The following is a 13,207-nucleotide window of genomic DNA, read 5'->3' as shown; positions in this document are numbered from 1 at the left end:
CTGATGGCCTCAAAGATCGAGCACCAGCCGGGAAGTCTTCGCGCGCGAGCAGCACGGCATGAAGGTGTCGTTGCGTGCCCGTTCGTCGTCCGTCAAATAAAGGTCCCGGTGGTCAGGTTCACCGGCCAGCACCTTGGTCATGCAGGTGCCGCAGACACCTTGCTCGCAGGACAGCGGCAGGTTGAAGCCGGCGTCGAGCAGAGCTTGTGCGGCACTTTGATCCGCGTGAACCTCGATGACCTGGCCACTGCTGCCAATCTCGATCTCGAACCGCTCGTCGCCCGACGAATCGATGGGTGCCGCAGCGAAATATTCGCGGTGCAGATGTGCCTCGTCCCAACCGAGTTCGCGCGCGGTCTGCAGAATGTGATCCATGAAGCCGGTGGGCCCACACACATACAGGTGCTTGTCCGATGAAGGCGCGCCTATCGCGGTGCGGGCATCGAGCTGCTGATCAGGGGCACCGTCGTCGACGTGCATGTGTACCTGCGACTCCTCGTCGAATTGCGCCTGCTGCAGGCGTTCGATAAGGGCCATGCGCGATAGCGTGCGACCGCAGTAGTGCATTTCGAATGGGCGGTGTTCGCGCGCCAGTTGCTGTGCCATGCAAAAGATCGGCGTGATGCCGATACCACCCGCGAACAGGATCGACCGGTCTTTTTGATCGTCATGCAAAGCAAAGTGGTTGCGCGGGGCGCTGATCGTGAGCGTGTCGCCGGCTTGCACGTTATCGAGAAGCTTGACGGAACCACCGCGGGATTGGGGATCACGCAGCACGCCGATCCGGTAGCGAGGGGATTCGCCCGGCAAGTCATACAACGAGTACTGACGCACGGGGCCACCAGGCACATGCAGATCGATGTGCGCGCCGGCTTCGAAGGCCGGCAGGTCGCCGTTCGACAATGGCGAGAGATCAAAGCCGGAAATGTCGTCGGCCAGCCATGTCCTGGCGATGACTTTGACCTGCAGCAACGTGTCCAAAGGGGATGATTGGTTGTTCATGACAGATACTTGAGTAAAGTGAGGACAGCGTGTCAGGCGGCAACCTGAAGTCGACGCCGGATGACTATTGGCGAGGCGCCCAGCCGTCGCTGAATCAGCCAGCGCGCCAGACCCTGGTCCATCACACGCACGTGCTCCGGAAACCAGTCCACCAGCGCGCGGGCAAAGGAACGAACAACGTCGGTACGTCCCTCGGCCAACATAGCCCGTACCTCGTCGAGCGAGTGCAGCACGTTAGCGTGCTCATCGATATGACAGCCCGCTGAGCCGTAGGCCGTCTCGCGCATCGAGGCGTCCTCTTCGTCAAAGTGGCGACGCGCATGGTCGGCAAATGCTTCGAGTGCGCTCCCGAGATTTTCGTCTTCCGTTGTCAGCAGCGTATGTACGCACGCCACAAACTCGTGGTGAGTCTCGTCCATCGTCTGATGGCCGAGTGCGTAGTCGTCGCTCCAGGCAAAGCGAGGACGGGCACGGTCCTCTTCGCGGACATGTTCCGTTGCCCCGGTCATTGTTGAGCCAACCGTGGGGTTCGGTGATGGCGCGACACCATGATCGTGAGTTGTCTGCCGGTCTTCCAAATCGTTCATTTTTCAACGTACTCCTGCGAAGTTGATCGCACTGGCCAATTATATCTTCCGTGGAAGATGATGTTTTACTCATCAAATGTCGAGATAGGGAAAACGCCAATAAGACAAAATATCCTATAAAAAACAGACATTTTGTGACGAAGTAAACTTCTCATATGCGATCAAGATGGGCCTGGTTCGATGGGGTGCGGGTATCTCCCAACGTCAAATAATTTGACAAGGAAGACGATCAAAAATTATCTTCCGTGGAAGCAATTAACCAGGGGGAGACAGATGATGAGTTCAGGGTTGAAGCGGGTGGGATGTGGTTTTTCGCGACATCAGGTGGCTTGCTGGGGACTCTCGTTTCTTGCCGTATGCGCGCCGGCGGTAACCCAGGCGCAGAGTTCTGTCACCTTGTATGGGATTATCGATACCGGCATTGAGTATGTGACAAATGTCGGTCCCCAAAAGTCCAGTGTGGTACGTATGCCGACGCTCACGGGATCGATACCCTCGAGATGGGGTCTCCGCGGTAAAGAGGATCTGGGTGGCGGCCTTAGCGCGGTTTTTGTCCTGGAGTCGGGCTTCGCCCCGTCGACTGGCGCACTGAATCAAGGTGGCCGCCTGTTCGGCCGGCAGACATATGTCGGGCTTTCTGGGCGTTGGGGGACGTTAACCGCGGGCCGGCAATACTCCCAGATCTATTGGGCCATGCCGGGTGACACGATGGGGCCGAATGTCTATGCAGCCGGAGACCTGGACCCATACCTGGCTCAACCGCGACTCGACAACGCTGTCGCCTATACCTTCACAAGATCAGGGCTGACGGTGGGCGCCACGTATTCGTTCGGGCGTGACGCGGTGGACCCTGTGCCGGCCGGCGGATGCGCTGGGCAATCGCCGACGGACTGGCGGGCCTGCAAGTCGATGTCTGCCATGGTGAAATATGAAGCGGCGACTTGGGGTGTGGCGACGGCCTTTGACCGCAACTACGGTGGTGGCGGGGTCGGCTCGCCCCTGCCCAAGACTGCGCAAACCGATACACGTGCCGTTATCGACGGGTACGTGAAATTTGGTACCTCGACTATCGGTGCGGGATTCCTGCATCGAATCAATCACGGGGTGCAGACGCCGACCCTTTCCGATGCCGTCAGCAACTACTGGTGGCTTGGCGGGACCTATTTCCCCCTTCCGCAAATTGCTCTGGATGCCCAGTTCGGACACATATCAGTGAACGGTGGCAGTTCCGCGGGAGCCTCCGTGATCGCAGCGCGTGCGACGTACCTGTTGTCCAAGCGCTCTTCTGTCTATGTTACTGCGGGTCGCGTGTTCAATCAGCGCAACGGAGCGTACACGATTGATGGCGGTGTGATCCCACCGGCATCTAACCCATTGCCCGGTGTAAATCAAACGGGTGCGATGGTGGGTATTCGCCACCAGTTCTAGAAGCTTAGTGGACGCTTGAAGTCACCGCGCTGTTGTCGGCCATTCACGCCCGACAACAGCAGTGACCTGCTACTCGAGGGCGTTGAATCAGATGTTGGTGCTGGACGTTTGATCCGTCAACAGTGCAACTATCGACTATTGCGGGATGGCTGTCGCGCCGCTTTTGTTCGAGACTTCGGCGCAATCTTCTCGGTGTCTTCGATCGCGGGAGCGTTCAATTCTTCTAACAGGGCCAACGTGCGCAGACAGAACTCTGTACCGCTTGCCCGCTCGGCTTCCGTAAAGTGCGCCATCGCAGGTGCGATGGAAGACTCTTCCGCCAGTTTCACGATGGCTTTTTCGACAACGTCCAGGCCCTTCCTGGTCAGATGAACGATCGACCCACCGCCGTGACTGGGATCGGACTGGCGTTCGACCAGGCCAAGGCTCGCCAGCCGATCAATCTTCTTGGTTATTGCGCCCGAGGTAACGAGTAGCGAGCGATACAGATCGGTCGGTCGCTTTGCATACGGGTGGCCGCTGCGACGCAGCGCCAGCAGGACACGCATGTCTGACCCGCTGACACCCCAAAGTTCTTGCGTCATCTTGTCAAACGCAAGTTCGACAAGCGTGCCGAGGCGCATAAAATAAATCGCGAGCAAGAAGTTCGAAAGATCCAGATTTCTGTATTCCCGCTGCCACTGCAAGGTGATGAAATCGACATGGCTGCTACCCGGAGAATGTGGGTGCACGGCAGGCTCCGCCTGGATCGAGACAGACTTCTTGCGGGTTCGAGCGGACATGGCTCGTTTCGTGGCGGTTTGGCTCATCTAGAAGGCTTCCTGGGAAGGTCATACAATTTCAACCGATTGTAACAAGGGTTGCGAAGCTTGTACGTTAAGGCCTCGCGGCGTGGCGTTGGTCGCCTGAGGCGCAAGCGCCTGCCTCGACGAAATCGAAATGACGGATCCGTAAATAGGCAGGAGGAAACGGCGATTAGTGCGCCACAAGGAGCGGTCTTCCCAGACTCACCGCTTTTAGGCGACGTTCGGGCACAGCATCTGACAATGCCTCCGCCCGAAGGCCGATCAATCACTAACCTCCTCCCAGCCACGATCGAGTTGGCTCCCCGATACGCAGATCGCGAATCGAAACAACATGAAAGCTTCCTGACGCCAATCATTCATACGTGCGTGATTGAATGGTTAGCGCTTGTTGTAATGCAACCTCCGCGTGGCCCCCTGTTGTCGGATCGGATCAGCGTTGTCAAGCAGGTTGGATAAGCCGTCCCGGGCGCCGCGGTTATCTTTGCGTAACACTACTGGGAGCCACACAATGCTTTGGCGTCGGATTGCCCTTTTTTCGCTCACGGCTGTTGCGCTTGCAACGACGGCTGCATGGAGCGCCAGCGACGACCACGACGGGGACCAGCATGACTCCCGGCGGGATGAAGTCCATACAGCCACACCCATTAAGCATCTGGTAGTGATCTATGGCGAGAACGTATCGTTCGATCACTACTTCGCGACCTACCCGCATGCGGCAAATCCGCCTGGAGAACCTGCGTTTGCAGCGCAAGCCGGCACGCCAGAGGTGAACGGCTTATCGGGCACGTTGTTGACGGCCAACCCGAACTTTATGAACTCCGCCAATGGCACGGGCGCGGCCAATCCGTTCCGTCTCGATCGCACGCAGGCGGCCACAGCCGACCAGAACCATGCGTATACGGCTGAGCAGCAGGCATACGATAACGGCAAGGCAGACCTCTTTCCGAAATACACGGGCCGCGGCACCAGCGGCGGCGCCGGCGCGTTCGGCACGGCCGGCCAGGTGATGGGTTACTACGACGGCAATACGGTCACGGCGCTCTGGAACTATGCGCAGAACTTCGCGATGAGCGATAACGCCTATACATCGACATATGGTCCGTCAACGCCGGGTGCGCTCGAAGTCGTCTCAGGACAGACCAACGGCATGAAAGTCGTCCTGACGTCGAAGCAGCCCTCGACGGCCGGCTCGTATTACGTCAACGACGGCCAAGGCGGATTCACGATGATCAACGACGTCGATCCTGCCTACGACCTGTGCTCGAGTACCACCGATACCGCGCAGATGACCGGTAAGAACATCGGCGACCTGCTCAACGCGCGCAACATTACGTGGGGCGGCTTCATGGGCGGCTTCAATCTGTCGACCACGAACAGCAACGGAACGACAGGATGCACACGCAGCACAACGTCACAAGTGGTCGGTGCCGCCACGGCCGACTACATTCCGCACCACAACTGGTTCCAGTACTACGCGTCGACGTCAAACCCGCAGCATTTGCGTCCCAGTTCGGTGTCGGCCATCGGGCATACCTACGGGGCACATCGCTCGACCGTCGATCCCGCGAATCACCAGTACGATATCGACGATTTCTATAGTGCTGTTCAAGCTGGCAATTTCCCTGCGGTGAGCTTCCTGAAGGCGCCTGCCTATGAGGACGGTCACGCCGGGTACTCGGACCCGCTTGACGAGCAGGCGTTCGTTACGAAGGTCGTCAACTTCCTGCAACAGCAACCGGATTGGCGTGACACGGCCGTTATCGTGGCATGGGATGACTCCGACGGCTGGTACGACCACGCATACGCGCTGCCGACGAGCGCTTCGTTCGACTCGGTCGCGGATCAGTTGACCGGCTCAGGTATTTGCGGCTCAGGCACCGGACCCGACGGGTTGAATGGCAAACCGGTGAACGGCCGGTGCGGTCCCGGTACCCGCATCCCGTTTGTTGTGATTTCGCCATGGGCGAAACAGAACTACGTCGACCATACGCCGATCGATCAGTCGTCAGTAGTGCGTTTCATCGAAGACAACTGGCTTGATGGCAACCGGATCGGAGGCGGCTCGTTCGACGCGAAGGCGGGCAGTATCACGGGTATGTTCGATTTCAACCGCCGCCACGATGAGCACCGGGAGACCAGGCTCTACCTCGATCCGACCTCTGGCTTGCCCGTCAAGACGCCTCCATCCATCTGACACGTAACGCTTGTCCTTGCGACGATGAATGTCTTGCGCCGCAGCCCGTTATCGCCGGGCTGCTTCATTTTCTTCCGCCTGAATCGCCAACGAGTTGCCCTTTCAGCAGCGCCTCGAGCCAGTCGGCGAACACCTGAACCCTGCGCGATAAATGCTGCCGGTGCGGATAGAGCAAGGTCATCGGCATCGGCGCAGCCCGGTATTCGGGCATCACCTCGATGAGTTCGCCGGCGCGCAGATGCTGCTGCACATCGTACGCAGGAATCTGGATCAAGCCGAGTCCCGCAAGGCAGCACGCGATATACGCCTCGGCGCTGTTGACGCTCACGCGGCCTTGCGTTGTCAACGTCCTCACGGTTTCGCCATCGAGCCACTCCCAGGGCGCGATACGGCCGCTCGATGGCGACGCATAGTGGACGGCCTGGTGGGTTGTCAGATCGCCGGGCGTGCGAGGCGTGCCGCGCTGGGACAAATAGCGTGGGCTCGCAACATTGATCAACGGCAGATTGCCGATGGGCCGCGCGATCGTGCCGGAATCGTGCAGCTTGCCCACGCGAAGCGCGCAATCGACGCGCTCTTCGACAAGGTCGATCGCGCGATCGGTCAGGCCCAGCTCGATATCGATTTTCGGAAACGCGACGAGGAATTCCGGCAGCGCGGGTGCGACGATCAGCCGGCCGATACGGCCCGGCACGTCGACGCGCAACACGCCGCTCGGTCCTACCGATGTCTGCCGGAACAGGTTCTCAGTCTCCTCGACATCGGCGATCAGACGCAGGCAGCGTTCATAGAGCGCGGCGCCGTCCTGGGTCGGCGACACCTTACGCGTGGTCCGATGCAGCAGCCGGGCGCCGATCCGCCCTTCCAGCTCCTGGATCGCCGCGGATACCGACGAGCGAGGCAGGCCGAGCGTGTCCGCCGCACGCGTGAAATTCGCGCATTCGACAACACGCGCGAACACGCGAAACAGGTCAATACGATCCACGGTCCTTTTCCACTGTTCGCCTTTTCTGACCAGTGATGTCAGAAACAGTAGGTTTAAATGATTTTCCTGGAATATATCATCCAGCAGGATGAGAGGCTGCATCGGGCGGCTTCGGTACTGGGGATGGACCATGGCAAACCACAGCATCAAAGGCAAAACCGTCGTCATTGCGGGCGGGGCGAAAAATCTCGGTGGACTGATTGCACGGGATCTCGCCGCACAGGGCGCCAAGGCAGTGGCGATCCACTACAACAGCGCGAGTTCGAAGGCCGCAGCAGACGAGACGCTTGCCGCGATCGAGGCGGCAGGTGCCAAGGCGGTCGCTTTCCAGGCCGATCTGAGTTCGGCCGGCGCGATCGAGAAGCTGTTCTCGGATGTTGTCGCCGCCGTCGGCCGCCCTGATATTGCGATCAATACGGTAGGCAAGGTGTTGAAGAAGCCGTTCGTGGACATCACCGAGGCTGAGTACGATGAAATGACGGCGGTAAATTCAAAGTCCGCGTTCTTCTTCCTCAAGGAAGCAGGCAAGCACGTCAATGACAACGGGAAGATCGTTACGCTCGTCACGTCGCTGCTTGGCGCGTTCACACCGTTTTACGCTGCCTATGCGGGCACCAAGGCGCCGGTCGAGCATTTCACGCGCGCGGCGGCCAAGGAATTCGGCGCGCGCGGCATCTCGGTGACAGCCATCGGACCCGGACCCATGGACACGCCGTTCTTCTACCCCGCCGAAGGCGCGGACGCGGTGGCTTACCACAAGACCGCCGCCGCACTTTCACCGTTCTCCACGACTGGTTTGACCGATCCAGGGGATGTGGTGCCCTTCATCCGCCATCTGGTCAGCGACGGGTGGTGGATTACGGGGCAGACCATTCTGATCAACGGTGGCTATACGACCAAGTAAGCGACCAAGTAAGCGACCAAGTAAGCGACCAAGTAAGCGACCAAATAAGCGACCAAGTAAGGGGCCAAGTTCATGACTTACGGAAAGACCAATAGCTCAGAGCCGCCTTAGGCCGGGAGCGCAGCAGCAGATAGAAGGCGGCAACGTGCGTAATCATCAGCAGAGGCACGTAGATGATCGGAATCGCGTACGTAGTGCGAAAAAACTCTCCTGCACGCGCAGGAAGATCGGCCTGGATAGCGTGGACGTAGTCGACGATGAGGTCGGTCGTTCCCACGAGATTGAAGGCCACGACAAACGACCAGAAGAGCGGGCGTCTTCCTGATGCGAGTAGCGCCAGCATCGCCAGAACGCCCGTTGCGAAGTCACCATATGCGGCGAACGCGGCGAAGCTGGCAGGCAGGTCGGGACTGACGACGCCCGGCAGAATGAAGACCAGCCCGAAGAAACGGAAGCTGTGCAAGGTGGCGATGGCGCGTTGCGCGTCGAATGGATCCATCGACTTGAGCCTGGGCCAGATGTATACGCGAAAGCAGAGCAGCCAGGCGACATAGCCCAGTACAAGCTGCGATTGGAAGATAAGTTCCGGTGACATGTTGCCTCCAGTCAGGTGTTGTCGGGCGCGTTGAAGGATAGGAAGGAGATCAGCCGGCGCGTCGTCGGATCAACTGGCGCAGTGAGAGCACGTGCAGCAGAATCGAGCCTGGCACCAAGGGGTGGCGGCCATCAGCGGTTCTCCAGGTGAATTCAGGGCTTCGTGGATGCGGCCTCGAACACCGCGGTGAGAATGCCGAGTCGGCCTTCCAGGAGATTTCGCGCCAGGTTGCTGAAAAGCTCTGCGAAGTCCGGCCCCATCACCACGCCGAGATTTGGCGAGGGCAGCGGCCCTGACGCGCGCTGCTGGGTAAACCAGGCCTTTGCGGTCTCGGTGTCGTCTTGCCATGCCAGCGTGCGGAAACCTGCTTGTTCGATCGCTTCGCGCGTTGCATCGGCCGTCAGGAGAAAGCTTGCTGTCGGCGTTCGCGCCCAGGGAACGGGGTAGTACGGTTCGCTGCCGTTTGCGACGACGTCGAACGTCGCAAACCTGCCGCATGGCTTCAGCACGCGTTCGATCTCGCGGTAAAGACGTGCGCGCTCGGAGATGTTCATCGCCACGTGCTGCAGCAATACGGCGTCGAAACGGCTGCCTTCGAAGGGAAGTTCCAGCGCGCTGGCGGTATGGAACGAAACCTGTTCGCTCTGCCCTGTGCGCCGGGTGAGATAGCGTGCGGCATCCACGAACGGTTCGCTGAGGTCGATGCCCGTCACCCGGCAGCCATAGGTTGCCGCCAGAAAACGGGCCGGCCCGCCAATGCCCGAACCGACGTCCAGCACCGACATATCGGCGGTGATCCCGGCCAATTTGGCAAGCTCGGTGGTGGCAGCAAGCCCACGTGTGTGAAACTGGTCGAGGGCGCCCAGTTGCTGCGGTGTGAGCCGCTGATCTTCCGGCCCAAAGACCGTGAGCGCCATCTTCAGCCGCTCGGTCAGGCCGGTCGCGCGATAGTGATCTCGCACGCCATCAAGTGCATCAGTCATTGCGGAGTTCCTCCACGGTCTTGGCGGATTGTTCAGGGCTTGCGAGTCGACATCGGCATGACCCCTCGTCTGCAGGTGTAGGTGTACCATGGCCTCTCGCGAGCGACTATTCATCACAATGTTGACGGGCTATGAAGCAGAACTTCACAGTCAGGCAAGGCGCGCTCGATGGCGTGGAGGTGTTCCTGAGCGTCGCCCAGCATCGCAGTTTTCGCCGGGCAGCCGCGGAACTCGGAGTGACACCGTCCGCCGTCAGCCAGACGGTGCGTGTACTTGAAGCGCGAATTGGCGCAGCGCTCTTCATACGCACCACGCGTAGCGTCGGCCTCACCGAAGCTGGCGAACGGTTTCTTTCGCACGCAAAGCCTGCTTTCGACGAGCTTGTCGCCGCGAGTGAGGTGGCGCGCGGACTTGGCCAACGGCCCACCGGATTGTTGCGTCTTTCAGTGCCGCGCGCGGTGGTGCCGATCCTGCTGGAACCACTCATTGCATCCTTCTGCCAGGCTTATCCCGAGGTCGAAGTGGAGATCGCCACCAGCAAGGAGCTGATCGATCTTGCAGCGGAAGGGTTCGACGCCGGAATCCGGCTCGGTCAGTTCGTCGACGCCGACATGGTCGCGGTACCGTTGACGCCGCCGTTTCGTCTCATCGTCGTGGGCAGCCCTGCTTACTTCGCAGGGCGCACCCGCCCCATGCACACGGACGATCTGCGCCAACACGCATGCTTGCGGTGGCGACGATCCAGCGGCGCGCTTGCGCTATGGTCATTCAACGACAACGGCCACGCGATCGAGATCGCCGTATCCGGCCCGCTCATCGCCAACGATTTTTCCACCATGCTTGGTGCGGCGGTCGAAGGTATGGGCCTTGCCCAGTTGCCTGAGCCGATGGCCGCTGAAGGGTTGAGGACGGGAAAACTGGTGCACGTGCTGGAGCCGTTCGCGCCGGTGATACCGGGCGTGTTTCTCTACTATCCAGGCCGCCGGCAGATGACGCCGAAGTTGCGCGCATTCATTGATCATGTGAAGAGCCGCCCGGCGGGCCAAGGCAACGTGACGTCAGCTCCTGGTCTTCCATCGTCGACATAGCTACGGCGACACATCCCTTCAACGCGTGACATCCGTTACGTCTTCGCGACGCGCTTGCCCTTGGCGGTCGCTTCGTTGTTCGCAAACAGTTCGGTGAGCCAATCGATGAACACGCGAGCTTTCGTGCTCAGGTGCCGATTGGGTTGATAGGCAACAAAAACGGGAACGGGATCCGATACCCAGTCGCTCAGGACCGCTTCGAGTGCGCCGCTTTGCAGGTGTGTTGTGGCGGAAAACGTCAACGCATGGACGACGCCGAGACCCGCCAGGCCAATGGTCAGACACGCCATGATGTCGTTGGCGGTCAGTCCGCGCCGGTTCTGTACTTCCACGCGTTCACGATCTTTCGTCACCACAATCGGAAACGGTCGATTGGTTCGCGAGGCAATGGTTCGGATGACGACGTGACCATGCTCAAGGTCCGAAGGATGCGAAGGCCGTCCGTGCCTGTCCCAGTACGCTGGTGTCGCGCACAGGATTTGTTTAACGGCGCCGATCTGTCGCGCGACGAGTGACTGATCGAAGATTTCCCCCGCGCGCACGACGCAATCGACGTTTTCCGCTATGAGGTCGACCGGACGATCGCTGATCCCGAACTCGATCTCGATGTCCGGATAACGCTCGACGAACGCCGGCAACGCGGGAAGTATCACCGACAGAGCCAATGGCACGGGCAGATCGACGCGCAAGCGTCCTCGCGGGTTGGTCTTCGCGCGCGACATCGTGCCCTCGAGCTCCGCGAGATCGCTCATCAACTGTAGCGCGCGCTCGTAGTACGCGGCGCCGTCCGCTGTCGTCGAGACCTTGCGCGTCGTGCGGTTGAGCAGCTTTGTGCCCAGTTCGGCTTCGAGTGACGCGATCAGACGGCTGACGGCCGTCTTCGGCAAATCGAGGACCTGCGCAGCCTTGGTGAAGGTGCCGCTTTCGACCACTCGAATAAACGCCTGCATGGCGTGAAACTTGTCCACGGTCTGACTCCTCGCTGTCCCAACCCAACCTGCCTGATTGTTTCACTGTAGAAACAATGTGGAATCGTAGCAGCGATTTATCCGCCTGCACGTTCTCGGTATCGTTCACCCATCGCCACACGAACTTCAACGGCGCGTCGAACGGCCCAAGCGGTCTTCGCCCTGCTTTCGCAGCTACGCCGAAGTTCATCTTGAACAGGGAAATATCCATGTCTATCACCAAAGAAACGCATGTCTCGGACCGCCCGAAAGCGGTGGTTATCGGAGTCGGGCCGGAGCAAGGTCTCGGCGCGGGCCTGTCTCGCCGATTCGCCGCAGAGGGGCGTCACGTCATCATCGCGGGGCGCACCGAAGCGAAGATCGAACGGGTACGCGAGAGCATTGTCGAGGCGGGCGGCTCCGCGAGCACGGTCGTCATGGACGTGACGAACGAAGCGGATGTGATCCGGTTGTTCGACATCGCGATGCAGGCAGACGAGCGTGGCGGCAGTGCCGACCTCATTGCCTACAACGCAGGTAACAACCAGCCTCTGGATCTGCGAACGATGGAAGCGGACGTCTTCGAATCGTTCTGGCGGCTCAACTGTTTTGGCGGGTTTCTCGTGGGTCGCGAGGCCGCACGGCGCTTTGTGCCCCTCGGCCGAGGGTCGATTCTTTTCAGCGGAGCGACGGGCGCGCTTCGAGGCTTGCCAAACTTCGCCCACTTCGCGTCGAGCAAGGCCGGCTTGCGCATGCTAGCTCAAAGCATGGCGCGCGAATTCGGCCCGCTCGGGTTGCACGTCGCCCATGTCGTGATCGACGGTGGCATCGACGGAGAACGGGTGCATACGCGCTTCGCCGAGCATGTCGAACGGAAGGGCCTCGACGGACTGCTCGATATCGACGCCATCGCCGATGCATTCTGGTCGCTTCACCGCCAGCACCGTTCCGCGTGGACGCACGAACTCGATCTGCGCCCCTTCAAAGAAGCGTTCTAAACGATCACGAACCTCAACACAGTCAATTTCGAAGAGTCAATGATGAAACTTATCGGCCCATGGTTTTCCGGCTATACCCGCCGGGTCGGCATCACACTAAAGCTGCTCGGCATGCCGTTCGAGCATCTGCCCTATCACGCCTATGAGCAGCAGGATCTTATCCGTCCGTACAGCCCGATGGTGAAGGTGCCGGCGCTTGCGCTTGACGACGGCACGATTCTCTACGACAGCACAGGCATCATCGAATATCTGCACGAAGAAGTCGGAGCAGAACGCGCCTTGCTCGCGCCCTCCGGCGTGAATCGGCGCGACGCTTTGCAGTTCATCGGTATCGCATCCGCGATCTACGGAAAGCTCAGCGATATGTATGACGAGTCGATCCGTCCCCCCGAGCATCAGATCGCCACGATCGTCGCATCGCTGCGCGAGCAGGCGTTGGCGGGATTTCAAATGCTCGAATCGAGAGCCAGTAACGGCTGGCTGGTGGGCGATGCGCTGTCTCAAGCCGATGTGATGGTCGTGATTACCTGGCAATCCGCATCATTGGCGTTTATGCCCGATGTCGTTCATCCGGCTGCTTTTCCCAAGCTTGCCCGATTGACCGAGCGCGCGATGGAAATAGACGCGTTCTCCAGTACGCTACCTTTCAAGGGATAGGGATAGGGACAGCGCGCGCGGCTTCGGCCGCGC

General features: G+C 59.9%; 13 protein-coding genes. 6 read left to right on the top strand and 7 right to left on the bottom strand.

From position 1 onward, the window contains the following. Positions 1–9: 9 nt before the first annotated feature. Positions 10–1,002 (bottom strand): PDR/VanB family oxidoreductase, encoded by a 993-nt coding sequence (locus tag M0D67_RS10360; protein WP_266238746.1) that lies wholly within the window; start codon positions 1,000–1,002, stop codon positions 10–12. Positions 1,003–1,034: 32 nt separating this feature from the next. After that, a complete protein-coding gene (locus M0D67_RS10355) occupies positions 1,035–1,589 on the bottom strand; it encodes a bacteriohemerythrin (RefSeq protein ID WP_266238745.1) in 555 nt (184 codons plus the stop codon). Positions 1,590–1,865: 276 nt separating this feature from the next. Here M0D67_RS10355 and M0D67_RS10350 point away from each other — a divergent pair, with 276 nt between their 5' ends. After that, complete coding sequence (locus tag M0D67_RS10350; protein ID WP_266238808.1) at positions 1,866–3,017, top strand: porin; 1,152 nt, start codon at positions 1,866–1,868, stop codon at positions 3,015–3,017. A 128-nt stretch (positions 3,018–3,145) separates the two neighbouring features. On the opposite strand, the gene M0D67_RS10345 is transcribed toward M0D67_RS10350, so the two are convergent. Next, the gene (locus M0D67_RS10345; protein ID WP_266238744.1) at positions 3,146–3,826 is read right to left on the bottom strand and encodes a MarR family winged helix-turn-helix transcriptional regulator; all 681 of its coding nucleotides are present in this window, start codon (positions 3,824–3,826) and stop codon (positions 3,146–3,148) included. Positions 3,827–4,331: 505 nt separating this feature from the next. Between M0D67_RS10345 and M0D67_RS10340 the strand changes: the two genes are divergently transcribed. Continuing rightward, entirely contained in the window at positions 4,332–6,017 is a 1,686-nt protein-coding gene (locus M0D67_RS10340; RefSeq protein ID WP_171926499.1) for a phospholipase C, read from the top strand. A gap of 64 nt (positions 6,018–6,081) precedes the next feature. On the opposite strand, the gene M0D67_RS10335 is transcribed toward M0D67_RS10340, so the two are convergent. Continuing rightward, the gene (locus tag M0D67_RS10335) at positions 6,082–7,002 is read right to left on the bottom strand and encodes a LysR family transcriptional regulator (RefSeq protein ID WP_266238743.1); all 921 of its coding nucleotides are present in this window, start codon (positions 7,000–7,002) and stop codon (positions 6,082–6,084) included. A gap of 130 nt (positions 7,003–7,132) precedes the next feature. Here M0D67_RS10335 and M0D67_RS10330 point away from each other — a divergent pair, with 130 nt between their 5' ends. Further along, positions 7,133–7,906, top strand: a complete 774-nt coding sequence (locus tag M0D67_RS10330; protein ID WP_266238742.1) for an SDR family oxidoreductase — start codon at positions 7,133–7,135, stop codon at positions 7,904–7,906. Between the two features lie 70 nt (positions 7,907–7,976). Here M0D67_RS10330 and M0D67_RS10325 read toward each other — a convergent pair whose 3' ends face one another. Together M0D67_RS10325 and M0D67_RS10320 are read right to left on the bottom strand one after the other, a co-directional pair. Further along, complete coding sequence (locus tag M0D67_RS10325) at positions 7,977–8,501, bottom strand: hypothetical protein (RefSeq protein WP_266238741.1); 525 nt, start codon at positions 8,499–8,501, stop codon at positions 7,977–7,979. 152 nt (positions 8,502–8,653) lie between these two features. Then, positions 8,654–9,484: a class I SAM-dependent methyltransferase gene (locus tag M0D67_RS10320; RefSeq protein WP_266238740.1), complete on the bottom strand. Its 831-nt coding sequence runs from the start codon at positions 9,482–9,484 to the stop codon at positions 8,654–8,656. 131 nt (positions 9,485–9,615) lie between these two features. On the opposite strand from M0D67_RS10320, the gene M0D67_RS10315 reads away from it, so the two are divergent. Further along, on the top strand, positions 9,616–10,572 hold the full coding sequence (locus M0D67_RS10315; protein WP_266238739.1) for a LysR family transcriptional regulator: 957 nt from the start codon (positions 9,616–9,618) through the stop codon (positions 10,570–10,572). A 35-nt stretch (positions 10,573–10,607) separates the two neighbouring features. Here M0D67_RS10315 and M0D67_RS10310 read toward each other — a convergent pair whose 3' ends face one another. Next, positions 10,608–11,540 carry a LysR family transcriptional regulator gene (locus M0D67_RS10310; protein WP_168435676.1) on the bottom strand — a complete coding sequence of 311 codons (933 nt, stop codon included), beginning with the start codon at positions 11,538–11,540 and terminating at the stop codon, positions 10,608–10,610. 209 nt (positions 11,541–11,749) lie between these two features. On the opposite strand from M0D67_RS10310, the gene M0D67_RS10305 reads away from it, so the two are divergent. Together M0D67_RS10305 and M0D67_RS10300 are read left to right on the top strand one after the other, a co-directional pair. Further along, entirely contained in the window at positions 11,750–12,517 is a 768-nt protein-coding gene (locus M0D67_RS10305) for an SDR family NAD(P)-dependent oxidoreductase (RefSeq protein ID WP_154560240.1), read from the top strand. Positions 12,518–12,556: 39 nt separating this feature from the next. After that, positions 12,557–13,174: a glutathione S-transferase family protein gene (locus tag M0D67_RS10300; protein WP_233468822.1), complete on the top strand. Its 618-nt coding sequence runs from the start codon at positions 12,557–12,559 to the stop codon at positions 13,172–13,174. Positions 13,175–13,207 lie beyond the last annotated feature (33 nt).

It is taken from the genome of Paraburkholderia sp. SECH4 (genome assembly GCF_030511745.1).
Classification (GTDB): domain Bacteria; phylum Pseudomonadota; class Gammaproteobacteria; order Burkholderiales; family Burkholderiaceae; genus Paraburkholderia; species Paraburkholderia madseniana.
This window is presented reverse-complemented; position numbering and strand designations above follow the sequence as displayed.